This is a genomic window from Deinococcus radiopugnans ATCC 19172 (assembly GCF_006335125.1).
GTDB lineage: Bacteria > Deinococcota > Deinococci > Deinococcales > Deinococcaceae > Deinococcus > Deinococcus radiopugnans.
Map to the genome: position 1 here is coordinate 75,953 of NZ_VDMO01000012.1, position 17,990 is coordinate 93,942.

The 17,990-nt window shown below is 63.0% G+C and carries 16 protein-coding genes; 4 read left to right on the forward strand and 12 right to left on the reverse strand.

All coding sequences use genetic code 11. The annotated features are described in order from the left end of the window. Nucleotides 1-57: 57 nt before the first annotated feature. From FHR04_RS12330 to FHR04_RS12370, 9 genes are read right to left on the reverse strand one after another with little or no spacing between them, the layout of a single operon-like run. Nucleotides 58-1,023 (reverse strand): P-loop NTPase family protein, encoded by a 966-nt coding sequence (locus FHR04_RS12330; RefSeq protein WP_139403707.1) that lies wholly within the window; start codon nt 1,021-1,023, stop codon nt 58-60. Continuing rightward, nucleotides 1,020-1,202, reverse strand: a complete 183-nt coding sequence (locus FHR04_RS12335; protein WP_139403708.1) for a hypothetical protein — start codon at nt 1,200-1,202, stop codon at nt 1,020-1,022. Before FHR04_RS12335 ends, FHR04_RS12330 begins: the two co-directional genes overlap by 4 nt. Continuing rightward, the gene (locus FHR04_RS12340) at nt 1,190-1,495 is read right to left on the reverse strand and encodes a hypothetical protein (protein ID WP_139403709.1); all 306 of its coding nucleotides are present in this window, start codon (nt 1,493-1,495) and stop codon (nt 1,190-1,192) included. Before FHR04_RS12340 ends, FHR04_RS12335 begins: the two co-directional genes overlap by 13 nt. After that, the gene (locus FHR04_RS12345) at nt 1,492-1,974 is read right to left on the reverse strand and encodes a phospholipase D-like domain-containing protein (protein WP_139403710.1); all 483 of its coding nucleotides are present in this window, start codon (nt 1,972-1,974) and stop codon (nt 1,492-1,494) included. The genes FHR04_RS12340 and FHR04_RS12345 overlap by 4 nt, the downstream gene beginning before the upstream one ends. After that, a complete protein-coding gene (locus FHR04_RS12350; protein WP_139403711.1) occupies nt 1,971-3,278 on the reverse strand; it encodes a hypothetical protein in 1,308 nt (435 codons plus the stop codon). The genes FHR04_RS12345 and FHR04_RS12350 overlap by 4 nt, the downstream gene beginning before the upstream one ends. Next, the gene (locus FHR04_RS12355; RefSeq protein WP_139403712.1) at nt 3,275-4,297 is read right to left on the reverse strand and encodes a hypothetical protein; all 1,023 of its coding nucleotides are present in this window, start codon (nt 4,295-4,297) and stop codon (nt 3,275-3,277) included. The genes FHR04_RS12350 and FHR04_RS12355 overlap by 4 nt, the downstream gene beginning before the upstream one ends. Next, the gene (locus FHR04_RS12360; protein WP_139403713.1) at nt 4,294-6,801 is read right to left on the reverse strand and encodes a TraC family protein; all 2,508 of its coding nucleotides are present in this window, start codon (nt 6,799-6,801) and stop codon (nt 4,294-4,296) included. Before FHR04_RS12360 ends, FHR04_RS12355 begins: the two co-directional genes overlap by 4 nt. A 7-nt stretch (nt 6,802-6,808) precedes the next feature. Beyond that, a complete protein-coding gene (locus FHR04_RS12365) occupies nt 6,809-7,276 on the reverse strand; it encodes a hypothetical protein (protein WP_139403714.1) in 468 nt (155 codons plus the stop codon). Nucleotides 7,277-7,290: 14 nt separating this feature from the next. Further along, on the reverse strand, nt 7,291-7,632 hold the full coding sequence (locus FHR04_RS12370; RefSeq protein WP_139403715.1) for a hypothetical protein: 342 nt from the start codon (nt 7,630-7,632) through the stop codon (nt 7,291-7,293). A 186-nt stretch (nt 7,633-7,818) separates the two neighbouring features. Here FHR04_RS12370 and FHR04_RS12375 point away from each other — a divergent pair, with 186 nt between their 5' ends. The 3 genes from FHR04_RS12375 (at nt 7,819) to FHR04_RS12385 (ending at nt 11,860) form a co-directional block, all read left to right on the forward strand. Next, nucleotides 7,819-9,714: a TraB/TrbI/VirB10 family type IV secretion system protein gene (locus FHR04_RS12375; protein ID WP_139403716.1), complete on the forward strand. Its 1,896-nt coding sequence runs from the start codon at nt 7,819-7,821 to the stop codon at nt 9,712-9,714. Next, on the forward strand, nt 9,711-10,004 hold the full coding sequence (locus tag FHR04_RS12380; protein ID WP_139403717.1) for a hypothetical protein: 294 nt from the start codon (nt 9,711-9,713) through the stop codon (nt 10,002-10,004). The genes FHR04_RS12375 and FHR04_RS12380 overlap by 4 nt, the downstream gene beginning before the upstream one ends. Before the next feature lie 212 nt (nt 10,005-10,216). Continuing rightward, the gene (locus FHR04_RS12385) at nt 10,217-11,860 is read left to right on the forward strand and encodes an IS1182 family transposase (RefSeq protein WP_139403718.1); all 1,644 of its coding nucleotides are present in this window, start codon (nt 10,217-10,219) and stop codon (nt 11,858-11,860) included. A gap of 801 nt (nt 11,861-12,661) precedes the next feature. Here FHR04_RS12385 and FHR04_RS12390 read toward each other — a convergent pair. From FHR04_RS12390 to FHR04_RS12400, 3 genes are all read right to left on the reverse strand, one after another. Next, entirely contained in the window at nt 12,662-13,987 is a 1,326-nt protein-coding gene (locus FHR04_RS12390) for a hypothetical protein (protein ID WP_139403719.1), read from the reverse strand. 146 nt (nt 13,988-14,133) lie between these two features. Continuing rightward, complete coding sequence (locus tag FHR04_RS12395) at nt 14,134-16,140, reverse strand: restriction endonuclease subunit S (protein ID WP_139403720.1); 2,007 nt, start codon at nt 16,138-16,140, stop codon at nt 14,134-14,136. Then, entirely contained in the window at nt 16,137-17,594 is a 1,458-nt protein-coding gene (locus FHR04_RS12400; protein ID WP_139403721.1) for a type I restriction-modification system subunit M, read from the reverse strand. The genes FHR04_RS12395 and FHR04_RS12400 overlap by 4 nt, the downstream gene beginning before the upstream one ends. A 36-nt stretch (nt 17,595-17,630) precedes the next feature. Here FHR04_RS12400 and FHR04_RS12405 point away from each other — a divergent pair, with 36 nt between their 5' ends. Beyond that, complete coding sequence (locus FHR04_RS12405) at nt 17,631-17,990, forward strand: type II toxin-antitoxin system RelE/ParE family toxin (protein WP_139403722.1); 360 nt, start codon at nt 17,631-17,633, stop codon at nt 17,988-17,990.

The window sequence follows — 17,990 nt, forward strand, 5'->3', positions numbered from 1 at the left end:
TCGCCAGGAGCGCGAGAGCGCCGGCGAGAATAAAAAGGTTCTTCCTGGAGAACATCGTCACACGGCCTCGCTCACGGTCTGGGCCGCCCCCGACGGCGTGGCTCCGCCCTCCACCTTGGCGTAAAACCGTGCCAGGGCTTCCAGCGGACAGCCCGCGTTCACGGCCCTGACCGCCTGTGCCAGATCGTAGAGGTGATAGTGCCCCAGTTCGGGAATCATCAAGGCCCACCTGAACACCGGTTCCGGATGAAACAGCGCCTGGAGGGGGCCATTCTGAATAATCTTGACCAGATCACTGCCATGGGTGGTGGCCGTGAAGACCGCTTTGACACTGAGTGAACGGATCGCCTCGGCCTCAACTTCGGTCTGGACCTCATCGATCACCACGATATGGGCGCTGTTGTTGGCAATCACTTCCAGCATGACCTCATGCTGCTGGGCTTTGACCGGAACGAAATAGCGGTCGGCTTCCCCGATGCCGGGATGCGGCACGCGCCCATCCCCGGCCACCTCGTTGGAGGTGTCCACGATGGTGACGTTGGCGTCGTACTTCTCGGCAATGATGCGCGCCACGTCGCGCAGCACCGTGCTTTTGCCCTTGCCCGCCAGGCCGCAGATCAGCATGGACGGACTCGCGTGCAGGTAGGGCCGCAGCACGTCGGCCACGCCCCCGTAGAACCGCGCAATTCGCAGGTTGAAGCCGTCGGTTCCCTGACCGTCGGCGCTGGGAATACGGCTGATCCGGTGGCCGGTTCCGTCAATCCCGGCGCGGTTGTCGTCCCGGATGCCGTCGAAATTGGAGCGAAATTCGGTCAGGTGCAGCTGAGTGACCACCAGATCGTCGTAGCGCTGCCACTGACCGTGATGCTTGATCTTCAAAGGTCTTCCAAACCGCAGCTTCGCCTCCTCGGCCTCATGGATGACCGGGCGCAATTTGGCCCCAATATCCGTGGGCAGGATGTTCAGCAGGCGGTCATAGTCGGCCTGAACCCGCTCCAGCACCTGATCGCCCGGCACGCTCACGGCTCCTCAATCGGCGGCGGAGCGGCGCCCTGATCCTGGGCCGGTTCCCCACCGCCATACTCGTCCAGCAACTCGATCTGGGTGACCTCCCCCGCCTCGATGCGGCGCAGCGTAACCGTCCGGCGCACCAGGGTTCGCCCAGGCTCCGGCGCCAACTCGCCCAGGCTCAGGTTTTGCATGGGCGCTCCTCCTGGGGTAGAGCAGGCGCGGGGTCCAACCACTCTTCGAGCAGCGCGTTCGTTCGGCGCTGCTCGGCGCGCGAGGTCAGCAGCAGCCGCAGGTGGGCGGTGTACATCAAGCTCAGGACCAGCACCACCACTCCCTTGGCATCGAAGAACGCCAGGCTCAGCGCGGCAAGGTTGAGGAGCAGCAGGCCCACAGTATAGGCGCTGCTCGGCCAACGAGAGCGGCCCCTCTCGGCGGCGACAGGCTCAGGCGTCCGTTTAGCGTCGTTCAACAGGAGGAGGGTCATGGGGTCACCTTTTTGAGCCGTTCATAGGCTTCAACCTGAGTCAGCACCTGGGCGGATGGGATGGTGCGCTCGAACCATTTCAGGGAGGTGTTGATCTCCTGGAGCGACATCGCCGCGACGCTGGCATTCATGTCTTTGCCCAGGGCGGGGCCGGTCCACCCCCCGTTGTCCACGATCACCACGCCGCCGAGCGAGGGAATCTGCGCCTCGTAGACGGGAACCCCGGCCAGCGCCAGGGACAGCATGAAACTCTTGGGCTGAAAGTTGTAAAAGGGCACCGACAAGATCCGCACGCTCACTTTGCGAATGGGATCGAGCCGCGCCCGTCTCAGGGACTCGGCCAGCTCCTGGTCGTAAATGCTGGGGGCATACACGATCACCCGGAACTGGGCCTTCTCAATGGCGTCGATCAGGGTGCCGTAGCCCGACGCCCCGGCCAGGCCGGCACTGGCAAGGCTCAGGGTCAGCAGCGCTTTCACTGGGTCACCCGGCCCTTGATGGCGTTCCCCAAGTTGGTGGCCGCACCGCCCAGGACATTGGTGATCAAGGCGGCGGTGGCAAAAATAGCCAGGATGGCGAACAGGTAGAACACCGCCCCCCAGAAAATCTGGATCACCGCCGAGCCGATGGTTTTGAGCAGGTCGCTCACCACGCCGGTCAGGATGTCCAGCCCTGGCATCACCGCCCCCTTCACCGCCGCGTACAGCGACTTGAGCATGCCCTGGTTGGAATCGCTGACGCAGGACACGTTGGGATCGGCCTCCTGCCTGGCCTTGCACTCCGAGACGCTGCGGTCCAGTTCGCGGTCAAAGGTTTCGCCCACGATGGACGATTGCAGCCCCGCCGTCCTGACCGCCGTGTCGATCTTGTCGCTGTACACGGCGGCCATCCGCGCCGGCTCCACGAACACCTTGTCGATGCTCAGGTACGTGACCAGCGGCAGGATCATGGCGATGGCCCAGGCCGACAGGAAGCTGCCGACGATCATCCAGATGGGGCGGGTCTGCCCCCACAGCGTCAGCGCGGCGGCCACCGGGAACAGGTAGACCCCCACCAGCACCGCGATGCCGGAAATGTAGATGATCTGGGCGTAGGCCACCACCAGGCCCTGCATGAACAGCAACGAGAAGTTGAGCTTGGCGGCGATCCGGGACATATAGCCGCCCGCTTTTTTCGCCACGCCCTTGACGGCGCTGCCCACCGCCGCCTTGCCGGACGCGGCCCCCACCGCGCGTAGTTCCGGCGCGGCCAGGGTGGTGGCGGTGACGGCCACCTTGCCCAGCAGGCCCACCATAATCTTGCTCGATTCGGCGAGTTTGGCGTCCATCGCGCCGGTGAACTTGGCGTTGGACCAGTGCAGGGCGTTGTTCCAGCTTTGAAGCGCGCCGTAGCTGACGCTCTTGTTGAGGGGATTGTTGAACGAGAGGCTGAGCAGCACGGCCACCACCACCGCCTGCACCAGGACGCCCCGCTTGCCCACCGCATCGCCCGTGGTCAAAATGGCCCAGCCCCGGACGAAAAAGCCCACCATCGCAATGATGGTGGCCAGCGACATCATCATGGCCGGCAGCCCGGCCCGTTTGGCCGCCACCGCCACCTCCATCAGTTTGGCGACCGGATCGCCCAGGGTGTACTGCTGGTAGGACTCGAAGGTGCCCACCGTCCGGTCCACATACGCCTGAACCTGCTGGTGGGTCTGGGTGATTTCGGCCTCCACGTCGGTGGCCGCCCCGGCAAACGAGCCGACCCAGAACAGCGCCATCAAAGCCAGCAGGGTCTTCACGGCGCGGCCCCTGCGAAATCGAGCGGCTCCCCCGTCTTGAACACCGACGCGGCATTGGCATACGCGCCAGTGATGTTCTGGCCGTTCTCGACGGCGGCGTCCACGTTTTCCTGCGCCAGCGCCTCCACCTCGCGGTTGAGCTGCTCTTCCTGGGACACCATCTCCTCCTCGCGCTGGTTGCGCTCCATCAAGAGGTGGGTGTTGGTCATCACCTGTTGCTGCACCACCTCGCTGAGCTGGTTGAGCAGCGCCACGCTCATGGTGGCGTCCTGCTTGAGCTGTTCCGCGCCCAGCCGCACCTGAATTTCAGCCACCTCACGGGCGCTCAGGGCTGTAGCGGCGTCGCCCGCCAGGCGGTCGGCCACACCCGTCCCCACCCCAGGAATCCCAATCACACCCGTGGCATTGGACAGCGCGCCCGCCGTGTTCGCTTCCAGCGCTCTGGTGGCTTCGTCCTGGGTCTTCTTGGCCTTGAAGGCCTTCTCCAGGCCGTCTGCCGCGTCCATCGCGTCTTGCAGCCGGGCCAGGCGGTTGCTAAGCGCCAGATTGGGATTGCTGTGGATCGCGGTGGCCGCGATGCCGCCGGCCGTGTCCTTGGGAAAGGGCGTGTTGACGTCTTGCCGGGCCTTCATGATGTCGTTCACCGCGCCGTACATAGCGCTGCGGAACCCAGTGTAGTTGCCCTGCAAGGCCTCGTTCAGCTTCTCCGTATAGGCGTTGAGTTGCCCCACCCCCAGATACTCGCCGAGCTGGCCGAGAAATTCGCCCGCGTACTGGCCCACCACGTCCCTGGCAAAGCCCTGCCAGTCACCATTGATGATGTTATTGCTGATAAAGGCGTGCATGGACCGGAGCTGACACACCCATTTCAGGGTTTCACCGGTGTTGACGGCGACGCCGGCCACGCCACCCGCCGAACACGCCTGCTGGAGCAGCCCTCCCAGGTCATCCCACCCGGCCGCCTGGGCAGGGGCCGCCGCCGTCAGCAGCAGGGTCAGACCCAACGCCCTGGCCCTCACCGGCCCGCTCCGTAGAGGTCATGGACCAGCTGGCGCACCCCGTCCATGACGTTGCCGTGGTTCTCGGCGATGTAAGCGTCCTTTTTTGCCACCTCATCCTTGCCGCTGGCGAAGAGCCACAGCGCGAGCTTGCTCTCTTCCACCTGCACGATGTCGCCCACCCGCCCCTCGCCGCCGCCCAGGTTGACCAGCAGGGCAAACTCGGCGTACTGGCCGGGCACGGCCCGGAGTTCAGGCAATTTCTCCTTCATGACCGGCGGCAGGCTCAGGGCGTCCACCACGCCGGGGGTCCGCTCATCACCCTCCACCACCTTCCTGGAATAGCCGCCGATGAACAGGTGGTTGAAGCTGTCCATCAGGCCGCCGAAATGCTGCGAGGCCTGCGCGTCTTGCGTGCCGATGCCCAGGCTGACCCCGAAGCTCCGAAACACCCGCAGCATGTCCTTGATATCGCCCAGCTCGCGCGGACTCTGGATCTGGTTCTCGAATTCGTCGATAAAGAAGAATTTGGGCGTGGCCCGCGCGGAGTGCTTGGCCCGGTTCCACATCACGCTCTTGACGATGTGGTGGGCCACGCGGCGCATCAGCGTGTCGCCCTCCGGGATCCCAGAGGTGTTGAGGTAGATGCGCCGGGCATGGAGGTTGACGTTGGACTGACAGTCCACAAACGGCGCCACCGGACTTGCACCCAGGGCCTTTCTCAGGCGGATGCCCACGCTGCGCGCCGCCCCGATCACAACGGCGGGCATGTTCTTCCCGCTGTCGGTGTAATTTTCGATGGTCCCCAACATGGCCTCCAGATCGCTCAGCTGCGGCCAGCGGCCCCGGTTCTTGAACTTGTGGTAGACCGCCATCGTCGCCTCGGTCATTGCCACGTCCTCGTAATCGGCCTCCTTTGGATCGGCGGGTTCGCTGACAAAGAGCCGGACAAACGAGAGAATGGCCGAGAGTTTCGTGCCGTCGGGTTCGGTTTCACCCTCTGCCAAGTCGAAAATGTTGAGCTGGTTGCCCGATTTATAGCCGAAATCAATGATCTGACTGTCACGCAGGGTTTTAAAGAAGTAGCGGAAATCCTCCTTGGCATCGGTGACCACCAGAATGGCGTCGTCATACTTGGTGAGGTGGGCGCTCAGCACGCTCAGCGCCAACACCGTCTTGCCTGACCCGGTGGGCGCAAAGACCGCCCAGTGCGCCGTCCTGGTCCGGGGTGTCCACAGATCAAATTTGATCAGTGACCTGTCGCGGCCCTGAAACGTGATGGCCCCCTCGTCAAACCCCTTCCACGGGGCCACCGGGGGAAACAGGTCAACGACGCTACTGGTGTACGGCTGAAACTGGAACTTGCTCAGGCCGCCCGCAAACGGCGCGAGGGCGCGGTACTGGGCGATGGACTGGTAGCCGTAATCGATGGGGACGCCGGCGCGCAACCGCGCCATGTTGCCGCGCGCCTGGCGTTTCATGCGCTCCAACTCCTGGGGGCTGCCCGCAATCAACACCACCGAGACGCCCGCCACGAAGCGGGACTCGTAGCCGTCGAGCTGCTGGGCGGCCTCCACCTCGGCGAGCAGGTTGGTGGCCCTGCCGTTGGGAACGACACCGGGCGCTTTCACGCGCAGCCACAGGTCCCCCTTCTTCTTTTCCAGCTCGTTGGACACGTCGTAATCGTTCTCGCGGGTGGCCTGCACCACCACGTAATACGTGCCCGAGAGGGTGTCGGTCAGCGCCGCGAGGTAGCCCGTCTCGGTGTATTCCGGCAGGCGGCCCAGCGAGATCACGGCCACGAAGCGGTCGCCCACGATGGGGCCGCCTGACTCTGTATTGTCCATAACGGTGGCGCCCACCTGGCGCAAAAAGGTCAGGTGGTCCGGGCGGCCCCGGCGCAGGCTGTGAAGTTCACGTTCTCCCTGCGGGATGAACTGCGGGGCCTGGGGCCAGCCGGGATTGAGCCAGTAAAAGCACTCCGCGTACACGTCCTGCCCGGTCATGGGCCGGGCCGCGAACCCGGCGGCACTGAGCTGGGCCACCGCCGCACTTTGAAGGCCCTGGGCCTGCTCTGCGGCGCGCGTCACCTCCTGGACGGCCGGGGTGGACCCCACCTCGAAGCGCGCGTCGGCGGGGGGCGTCACCGTCACCGTCAGAAAGAAGCGCCAGTGGCTGACTTCACCGGCCAGGATTTTTTGTTCCAGCAGGTCGGCGCGGGCCTCGGTCAGCTCGCGCAGCGCCGGATCGGTGCAGGTCTGGGCATAGCGCCGGGTATCGGCCAGATCCTCGTCCAGCGCCCCCCGCAGGCTGGTGTAGGTCGTCAATGTCTCACCGTCGGGCACGACCAGGTCAAACACGGTCGCCAGGGTGCTTTGCCGCCGCAGCAGATCGTCCGCCGTGTAGTGGAGGTGGCTGGGCGGCTCGAAGTAGACGCCGTACAGCTGCCGCCCGTCTTGCAAGAACATGATGTGGTCATGCACGTCCCAGTACCCAAAGGCTCTGGCAATGGGCAGGCTTCCCAATGGCCCGCTAGCGGACTTTTTTCGCCTCTTTGCGAACACGGCGCTCCCTCCTTGTTGACCGGGGTGTTGGGCGCTGGGTTCGGACCAGACCGGCAGCCCGGCCGATGGCGTGGCCCACCTGCATCTCACGGGTCACCAGCAGCGGCACGGGCCGCTCGTCCACATCGGGCTCCAGGCTGTCCACGCCGCTGAACCACCAGTTGATAAAATGTTCCACCACACCCGGATACGGCAGCAGCAGCCGCTTAACGCCAAAATTGATGAACCAGGCGGCCAGCAGCAGTGCCAGGCACAGCAGCAGTTTGGGAGCTGGACTGACAAACAGCTTGGCGCTGAGCATGGTCGAGAAGTAGAACACCGCGCCCAGCACGATGAGGTCCGAGAAGTCGATGTACGAAATAAACCCGAAGCGGCCCCTGGTCATGTAACACCGGTGGCGCAGCGGGTTGGCTTCGCCCGTGGCCGCTTTAACCATGCGAGGTCATGGGCTTATCCTCCCGTCGGTGCTGCGCAGCCCGCGCCGAACAGGGCGGTGCTGATGGCCGCCGCCGACAGCACGATCACGGCCCCGATCACGCCGTTCTTGAAATTGGTGAACGCATTCATCTCCCCGGCCAACTTCCCCCAACCGAAGGTCAGCAGCAAAATGGCGCCGGCCACCGCCACCAGGGCGGGGCTGGAGAGAATGCCCACGATCCAGCAGCCGATGTTCCTGAAGACGCCAACGGGATCGCTGCCGACGTTGACCGCTCCAGGGGCGGCCCACGCGCTTCCCATCACCATCAACACCAGCGTCATGAACGCGGCCTTCTGGATGTTCCGTTTCTCCATACTGTTTCCTCCTGCGGATGGCCGTCCACGCCTGGCGGCGTTCGACCTGTGAATATTAACATAAATATTTATAATCTTTGCTAGGGTATGGGTATGGAAAAACAGTCGTCTGCGGACCCCCAGGGCGTTGCTGCGGCCACCCCATCTCCAACTCCTGAATCCACAGCCACCGGGGAGACGCAGGGAGTGTCCTGGCAGGCCCTCAAAGACCGTTTTCTGGAGGGCGTCCAGGCCGAAGGTTTCGCCGGGGTGCCGGAACCGGACAGCCAGGAGTTTGCACCGTTTCTGGCCAAGCTCAATGCCAGGAATCCGGCGCTGGCCCGTGAGCTAGTTCAGGAAACCCGGCGCCTGCGGCGTGGCCTGGACCTGCCGTCCTCCGCCGCCGCCCGCCGCCGGGAACGCAGCCGCGACACCCGGCGCGTGCTGTTGATGCGTCAGACCCCTGACGGCCGCTGGGTGCTGGACAAACAGAAAGCGCCGGTCTACGGCATGCTGGGCCTGCTGGCCCTGGGCGGCCTGTTGACCGCCATCTATGCGCTGCCGAAACTCGACGGGAAATCTGCCCTCGTTGCCACCACAGCGGCTCCCAGCACCTTGCCGGACGCGTCTCCCACACCCGTCACGGACCCGGCCAGCAAAGAGGCGCTGGAGCGTTCGCGTGAGCAGCTCCGCCAGGTCCGTGCCAACAAGACTGTGGCTGCTCCCCTCTCCCCAGCGGCAAAGAGCCCTTCGGCCACCACCCCGGCCAGGCCCAAGGCGCTGACCACCACTCAGAATCCGCCTCCACCGCCCAGCGTGCCGGTGGCTCCCGTCAGGTCCGCCGACTTTCAACCGGTGGCCGATACAGCCCGCACGACCTCTGGTTTTCAGCCTCAACGCGGGGCGACTTCCCCCAGCACTGTGGCCCCCCAAAACTTGTTGTATGCGCCCTCCTCTGAACCGCCAGAGGTGCTGCCTTTTGGGGGCGATTCGGTGGTTGCCGCGCGGCCCCCTGAAGCGGGGCCAAGCGCCACTCCACCCTCGAGCAGGCCAGCGCCTCCCGTGACCACGCCCCGCCTGAGCGCTCCAACAGCCCAGAAGCCTCCAGCATCTCCCAGTCCGGTCGGGACGACTGCACCTGTCCCGATCACCCCGATACCCTCTCCAGTGGTCCTCAAGGCGCCCGCGCCTGCCCTTCCCCCACCGCTGAACGTTGCTGGCAGTGACACCCCGGCAGCCCCCGCTCCGGCTCCACCGGACAGCGCCGAGGCGACCACGCCCTTCGGGGGCGACTTCAGATCACTGCCTAGCGCTGCTTCGGAGGAAGCTGCCCCTCAAGACCCTCCAGGCACCACGGTCACTGGGTCCGCCGCCTCCAGCCCCACGGCCTTCGCTCGCGGCATGGTCTATGAGCGCAAACCCCAGGCGGGGCCGGCAGATCAGCCCACCTCCGCCGTAACCCCACCGCCTACCTCCACGTCAACGGGAACGGAAACCCCCTTCGGTTCGGACACCGCCAACCCAGCCTCGAAGATTGGGGCAACCGGGCCGTTCACGCCGTTGCAACAGATTGCGGCCACCCTGCTGACTGGCATTCGCACGCCCAATGGCGGTTCCGTGCCGGTGGTGGCCGTGACTGCTGAGGGTGGCTCCTTCGTGGGGGTGGCGACGGTCAATGCCGCTCTTGCGCGGGTGGACATTCTGTTTCGGCGCTACATCGCGCCGGACGGGAACATCCATCAGGTTGACGCGCTGGCTTACGCCCGTGACGGCAATGGGTTGACCCAGGGGATTCCCGCCGCCGTCGAAGTCTTCGCCCCCACCCTGGCCCTGGACGCAGCGCAGAACAGCGCCAACGCGCTCAACACCTACGTTCAGAACGCTGCTGCCGCTGCGCTCAAGGGGGGAAGCGGCACCACCATCAACCTTGGCGACGGCCACACCCTGAGCGGCCCCTCGGCGGCCTCGCTGGCCCAGACCCTACTCGGCGGCCTCGGCGCGACATTCAAGATGCCGGAGAACACCCAGAGCATCCTCCGGGTGGCGTCGGTGAAATCAACGGCCCCCATGATCGTGATTGCCGGTCTGGGCGGTGGGCAGTGACGCTGAGCCTGGTTCAGATTGGTCTGGTGAGCCTGTGGCTGCTGGCCGCCATCGTGACCGGGGTGGTGGCCATCATGGGATTTGCCCGCACCGGACGCGCTCTGGGTTCTCTCATCATTTCTTCAGTAGCGCTGACTGGATCGTTTCTGTCCTTTCTTTGGCCCAAACTCGGTCATTGGGATTTCTACGCGGCTTTTGGGCTGTACCCGGCCCTGGTGGTGGCCGCCACCGCCCTGGTGCTGCCGTTGGCGGGCCGCCTGCTGCTCAAGCGAACTGCAAATGTGGACTGATCCGAATCACGGCAGCGCTTATTTCTATTCCATTCGAGTTCATTCGAGCGGCTCGGCATGCCTGTGTTCTGGGCCTGGACGTGCAGAGCGGCCTGCAAGGCCAAGCTGGGGTAACGACAAGATCGATACTGGTGGCGAAGTCAGAATTATTCAACTGGCACGGCAAAATTAGAGTGATCGCTGTATGCGGCAAGGGAAGCGCACACTAGGCCATGAGCCTGCATCCTCAACCGTGGGGTGACATCCCCGAAGAAACTGCCCGGGTCGCGCGTGCCTCATTCCCAAAAGGCAACACGATCATGCGGCTGCACGACGAGTTCGGCGCGCTGTATCAGGATCAGGACTTCGCGGCCCTGTTTCCGCGCCACGGCCAGCCCGCCTGGTCTCCGTGGCGATTGGCACTGATCACCGTCTATCAATTCCTGGAACAACTCAGCGACCGGGGTGCTGCGGATGCCGTTCGGGGCAGGTTGGACTGGAAATACGCGCTGAGTCTGGACCTGGATGATTCTGGCTTTGACCATACGGTGCTCAGTGAGTTCCGAACCCGGCTGGTGAATGGCAATGTGGAACTGTTGTTGCTGGATCAGATGCTCTCCCGGTTCCGGGAGAGCGGCCTGTTGAAGTCACGCGGAAAACAACGCACGGACTCCACCCATGTGTTGACCAGCGTTCGTGTGCTGACGCGTCACGAACATCTTGCCGAGACCCTCCGGGCGGCCCTCAACGCGCTGGCAACGGTCGATCCCTTATGGCTGAAGCCCTGGGTACCCGAGGCGTGGTTTGAACGGTATGGGCGGCGCATGGAAGAGTTCCGACTGCCCAAAAGCAAGGCAAACCGGATGGTCTATCTTCAGCAAGTGGGTCAGGATGGCTTTCGTCTCCTCGACGCCCTGGAACAGGACGAGGACCTCGTTCAGCTTCGGTCGCTCCCTGCCATTCACCTTTTGCGTGCGGCGTGGCACCATCACTTTGAGCGCCAGCCGGACGGTGTCCGGCTGCGAGATCCTGAAGAGTTGGGACCGCACTACGAGCGCTTCAACTCCCCATATGACCCAGGGGCGCGGTTCGCGCAGAAAAAGAATCGACGGTGGCACGGCTATAAGGTGCACCTCACGGAGACGTGCGACGACGAACTGCCGCACCTGATCACGCACGTCCACACCGTCCCCGCATTCCAGGCAGACATTGACGCGATGACACCCGTCCACACCGCGTTGAGTCAAAAACAGGTTACGCCAGCCGAGCATTTCGTCGATTCAGCCTATGTCAGCACGGCGTCGCTGATCACCAGCACAAATCCTGAGGGGACTGAAGTGATTGGGCCGATCCGGGCTGACCCACACTGGCAAAGCCGAGAACCAGATGCGTTCTCTACGGAGGCTTTTCAGATCGACTGGGAAGCCAGGGCAGTGACCTGTCCACAGGGTCATGTCTCACGCAAATGGCTGGTCAGGGAACGTCCGAAACGAACCGTGATCTCGGTGCGCTTCGCGCGCCGAGACTGCCTGCACTGCCCCGTACGTCAGCGCTGCACTCGCAACGTCAGTGGCCACGCTCGCGAACTGACCCTGATGCCTCAGGAATTATTTGAGGCCAGACATGCACAGCGCACTGCCCAGCACGGTCAACCGTGGCTGACCCGCTATCACCGCCGCGCCGGAATTGAGGGGACGATTTCACAGGGAGTCAGGGCCTATGGCCTCCGTCAGGCTCGGTACCGTGGTGAACGGAAGACTCAACTTCAAGCGGGCTGTCTCGCAGCAGCGATCAATGTGGAGCGCCTGGTGGCTTGGTTGACCGGAAGACCCAGAGAAACGACACGTATCTCTAGATTTGCCGCGTTAGTTGGATAATTCTGACTTCGCCACCAGTATCGATCTTGTCGTTACCCCTACGTACGTCTGACACAGCTATTTCAAGGCTGAATCAGCATTTTAATAAGTGCCTCCAAACCAGAAGCGGCGTTTCCACTGAGTGGCCATCAGAAACCCGCACGGAGGAGCGTCAGCGGGCTCACAAGGCCCGGAAGCCGCCACCGCCCTGACACGGGCCAGGGAGAGGCTCCCAGCGCGGGGACAGGGCAAAGCCAGCCGTGAGGAGGTTCCCGGAGGGCGTGCGGATCTTGAAGTGATCCCTAAAGCCTGACGCAGCCCAGGCACGGGCTGAAAAATCTGGCCCATCACGCTCTCAAACGTGAGTGCAACAGTCAGTTAAAGGACTGGAAGCGGCAGAACACCAAGAGCTGGAAGCCTGGGTGTTAGCTGCTTTTTCGGCATCAACTCAGACGTTACACTGACTGTTGCATTCGCCTCAAAGAGCGTTATGGACGCCATTCTTACCCTGCCCACCCTCGCGGGCCTGTCGAGGAGCCACCGGGGTGAAGTGGTGGAGGCGACGGCTTAGCGGCTGGCGGCCAGCTTCGAGGACGCCTCTGGGCGTGACTGATCTGGCAACCGCTGCGGGCCTATGACCAGGGTCAGGACTGAATCAAGGACGTGGCGCATCTGATGGCCCGCGTGCTGCACGACGTCAAGCACGAGCGCAGGATGGGCACGAAGATCAGCACGCCCCGTGCCCTGGTGGTAATGGATTGCGGAATTGTGGGCTGCTGGACGCCTTAAAGCAGATCGCGCCGACGCGGGTGGGGAAGCCGCCTATTTGTACTCGAATGGGTTGAAGTTGATGACTCCCCTGACTCGGCCCTGCTCATCTACGGTCGTGTCCTTATTCCACTCATGTGTCCGGTAGACTTCCACACCAATCTGCGCGTGGGGCGCATCTTGCTTCGGCGTCTTCTTGAGAAGCGCTTCGATGGCCTCTGCCGTTCCCTCTTTGTTTACTGCTGGGCCATAGCCGTAGTTGGCGGCACACCGCTGCCGCCGCCACATCAGCTGTTGCTGGATTTCCGCACTATACGTCGCATGAAGTGCGGCGGTGTGCACGTTGAGTTGTTCCAGAAGATCCAAGACTTCGGGGGTGGTGGTCAGGTGCTGACTGCGAAGGCAGCCGAGAAGCATTCCCAAAAGAGGCCCGTTCTCCAAGCTCCCCAGGTGGTTGAGCAAAAATTTGCAGAGCTGTGGGTTGTCGCGCAGCAATTGGGGAATGGGGACGAAGACCGTTCCGCTGGCTGAATGCAACTGAAGCTCGTTGCGCTGGGGCAGCCAGCATTGCAGCAGCCCCTCGCCCAGATGACTGGGGAGCCGCAGTTTCAAAGCGTTCTCAACTCCCCCGACGCCGATGCGAGGGTCATTCTCTCTGTCGAGGCGGGCTTGCACCAGGCGCGCGGCCTCCCGCGCCTGGGCTGCCGCGCGCTCCCCCTGGTGCCGGGCGGCTGCCAGGCCTTGCCGCTGCCTGCGCTCCTGTTCGCTACGTCTCACCTCTTCGCGCCGACGTCTGGCGGCGGCCACCTGTCGCTCATATTCGCGCTGTTCCACCCGGCGTATGTGCTCCTCTACCCGGCGGTCAGCAGCCTGCCGATCCGCCCGCCTCTTCTGTTCGGCGAGCTGCCTCATCTGGTAGGGCGTCTTGGCTGGAGTCGCCGGGGTCACTGGGATCGCCGGAACAACGTGAGGGCGAGCTGATTTCTGTGTTTTTTTCTTTTTCTTCTTTGGCTGCTGGGTCTTGACCACGGGCGGCGTAGGCGCGCCGGCTGCCAGTGGGGGCGGCTGAGTGCCCACATACGTTTCCAGGACGGCCAGCATCCTGGGATAGGCGGTCCTGACCCAGGCCTGGGCCTCCTGGCTCAACGTGACGCCCTGGCACGCCTTGAGCAGGGTCCGGGCCTGCTGCACGCTCAGCATCTGGGGCCTGGCGGTAATTTCCTGGCAGGCCCAAGTGGAAAACGGCAGACTCCCCGAGAGCGGCACGTTCATCTCGGCTTGCTCCAGCAGCACCCGGGCCGTGTCCCGCAGAGGGTCCCACCTCAGAAGTTTGCAAGGGACGGCCTTGCCATCCACCCAGATCGTCAGCTCCAGGGACATAGCAAAGGATACGCGCCAGCCCAGCGCGCCGTTGCCGCATATGCCGCGTCCCCGGGCGGGCGGGCCGCATCAACGCTGTTGCTGCTAGGGGGGAGGGGAGTAGGGCTTGGCCAAGTCCTACTCCCCTTCTCTGGGTGGTTCCCCTCCTACTCCTCAAACAGCCCGTTCATACCCCGGTCTTTGTTCCGCTTCATAGCTTCCAGCCGCCGAATCGCGTCTTCCATGCTCGCCGCCTCGGGGATGCTGCGCGCCGGGCGGCTGCCGTCCTTGCGCGGCCTGCCCCGGCCCCGGCGCTCGGTCACGGGTTGCGCCGTCGCCTCTGCGGCCTCCTGTGCCGCCTTGCATGGCCGTCCGCGTCCCCTGGGGGCGTCTGCGCCAGCCGGGGCCTGCACCCGTACCCCTGACGTCGTGGCGGGCCGTCCGGCGGACAGCGTGGGCGCGAGTTCGGCCATGACCGCCCGCAGCAGCTCGCCCTGCTTGGCGGTGCGCTCCGTCAGCCGCGCTTCCAGCACGTCGCATAGGCCTATGAGCTGGTCAATCTTGGCGACGACGCGGCGCTGCTCGGCGAGGGGGGGAAGGGGAAACAACATCTCTTCCACATCCGTCAAACGGAAACTGTTCTTGATTCCTCGCTGTGGTGCATTAAATTGCTCTTTTGCCACAGGAGAACGCATGTACTCTGCATAATATCTATTTCTAAGAGAGGGTAAAACCCTAAAAATACAAGAATGCTGATTTATATAGGCCTCTCCAAATTCATCCGGTATCAGCCCAAGATTTCCAACATCACCCGTGATTGATATAATTAAATCATCTTTCTTAAGAATAGTCCGCGCCCCTTCAGCATTTTTGGGAGGATTAACATATCTAATTTTTTCGAGGCGTAATTTGTAATTGCCGCGCGAAAGATTACCCATAGTCACAAAGGTTGCACCAGAGTCAGCAAGATATTGAGACCAGTCGCGTGACCCAGAAGTAATCAACTGCGTAATTCGTCCAGCACGCACCCATGCCCACCCCTCCGGCACCTGATACGGCTGCTCGGCCTCGCTAACTGGCGGCAGGGGCTTGGGCGCTTTGATTTCCCCAGCGGCCACTAAACGGCGTTTCTCCCCCTCAATCTCGGCCAGCAGCTCCCGCGCTGTTCCCTCTGTCGGGTCTTGCGGCACCAGCTTGCCCATCACAGCCAGTTGCAATACCGCGCTCCGCAACTCGGCCACGTTCTGCGGTGTGGCATGCAGTTCGCCAAAGTGGTGGGCCAGAAACTGCCAGTTCTGCTGAAAGGTGGCAGGATCGGTGTCCGCCGTGATCTCGCGCAGGATGGCGCTCTGCACCTGCACGCGCTTCTGCTCCCGCTGGGCGCGCAGAGCCTCCAGCTCGTCGCAGCGGGTCATGAGCTGCTCAATCCGGGCGACGATGCGGCGCTGCTCGGGGAGAGGGGGGAGGGGAACACATACTTCATTGGCTCTTCCAATAGTCAGTGTGTGCACTGTGGTCCCCATACTCTCAGCATGAATAGTTTGTAACCAATACGCCGATTTTGCGAAATACTTAAGGTAAGAAGGATATAATTTATAGAAATTCTTGTATATTAAAACGCTAGCATCTTTAAAATAGAATTTATCCTCAGGATGTACTATATAGGGAACACCTATGGTTCCCACGCCAGTTAGCATTAGATCACCAGGCTCTGGAGATAGACCGTCTTTAGAGAGCACTGCGAACAGTTCTTCAGAAATAAAGAGTTCGTTTTTGACATAACCACGTTGACTTAAACTGACTATTTCTCGCGCACGATAAAAGGGAATTCCCGAAGACTTCCAATCGCGCTGGTGAACGCGGCTGCTCGAACCAATCAGGCCTACATCTCCCAATCGCACCCACCGCCACCCCTCCGGCAGCCCATACGGCATTTCTTCCGGCTCAATCGCGGGCAGGGGCTTGGGCGGCTTGATCTTGCCCTCGGCCACCAGGCGCTTTTTCTCAGCCTCAATCTCTTTCAGCAGGTCGTCGGCGGTGCCCTCGGCGGGGTCCTGTTCCACCAGCTTGCCCTGCATGGCGAGGGTCAGGATCAGCTCGCGCAGGCGTTTCAGGCCGTCCGGGGCGCTGAAGGCTTCGTCGAAGTGAGCGGCCAGCGCTGTGGGCTGGCTCATGCGGTGCGCTCCAGCGCGGCCAGCAGCTCATCCTTCAGAGTGTCCTGCGCGGCCCGCACCTGGGCGTTCAGCTCGCGGTACTCCGCCAGCAGCTCGGCGGGATCGGCGTGGATCACCTCGTCCTGATGCGGGTTCTTGACGTCCAGGTTGTAGTTCCGGGCGCGCACTTCGTCGGCGGCCACCTTCCAGGCGTGGCGGGTCTCCTCGCGTCCCTCGCGTCCCCGCAGGCTGCCCCACCAGTCCTTCTCCAGATCGAACTCGCCGATGGTCAGCGGCCTGGACTTGCTGTAGGACTTGTAGCCCTCCGGATAGGGATGCTCGAAGAACCAGATGTCTTCTGTCGGGCTGCCCCTCTCGAAGAACAGCACGTTGGTGTTGATGCTGGTGTACGGCGCGAACACGCCTTTAGGCAAGCGGACCACGGTGTGCAGGTTGAAGTCCTGGAGCAACTCTTCCTTGATGGTGGTCTTGACGCCCTCGCCGAACAGGAAGCCGTCGGGCAGCACCACCCCGGCGCGGCCTCCCGGCTTCAGGCGGGTCATGATCAGCGCCATGAACAAGTCGGCGGTCTCGCGGGTGCGGTACTTGGCGGGGAAGTTCTGCTCGATGCCGTTCTCTTCCATGCCGCCGAAGGGCGGGTTGGCGACGATGATGTCGAGTTCCTCGGCCTGCCCGTAGTCGCGCAGGGGGCGGGTCAGGGTGTTGTCGCGCCGGATCTCGCTGGGCGTCTCAATGCCGTGCAGCATCATGTTGGTCACGGCCAGCATGTGCGGCAACGGCTTTTTCTCGACGCCGTGCAGGTTGCCCTCGATCAGTCTGAGGTCGTCCGTCGTCTGGGCCTGCGGCTTGAGGCGTTCCACCGTGCAGATCAGGAAGCCGCCAGTGCCGCACGCCGGGTCCAGCACGCTCTCGCCCAACCGGGGATCAAGCATGTCCACCACGAACTGCGTCAGGGCGCGGGGCGTGTAGTATTCACCCGCGTTGCCTGCCGATTGCAGATCCGAGAGGATCTTCTCGTAGATGTCGTTGAACAGGTGGCGGTCGCTGGAGCGGTTGAGGTCCAGGTCCGCCTCAATGACATTGATGACCTGGCGCAGCAGATGGCCGGACTTCATGTAGTTGTAGGCGTCACCGAAGACGCCCGCGATCACCTGGGCCTGCGGCGTTGGCACCTGCTGCAGCGCCTTGAGGGCCGGGAACAGCTCAGTGTTCACGAAGTTCATCAGGGTGTCCCCGGTGATGCCCTCGGAATCCTTGGCCCAGTTCGACCAGCGGAACCTGTCAGGAATGGGGGATTTGTAATCGCCCTCGAACTCCCACTCCTGCTCTTTGTCGTCGAGAATCTTTAAAAATAGCAACCAGGCGAGCTGGCTGATGCGCTGGGCATCGCCGTCTACGCCGACATCTTTGCGCATGATGTCTTGGATGGACTTGACTAGGGTCGTGATGGACATACTAACAGAGTCTAGCGTTTAGCGTATGCTAAACGGGTGCCGTTCGTCCTGTACCGCCGTCCCAATGCCCGGCGAGCGGCCATCCTGGACGACCTGCTGGCGATGGCGGACACGGGGCAGCAAGACGCCGTGAACACCGCCATCACGATGCTGAGTGACCTGTTCGAGCACGGCCACCGCAGCAGCTACGCCCAGAAGCTGCAGGGGCTGCCCATCTGGGAACTGAAGTCGCACGCCAGGGGAGGCGCGAAAGGGAGTACCCGTATCTACTTTTACTTCCGCCGGAACGGGGACGTCGTGATCGTGAACGCCGAGATCAAGGCTGGAAATGCCCCCAGTGCCCCCCTTCTCCGGGAAGCGGCCCTAACGGCCCTGCAAGACGGGCAAAGGAGCTGA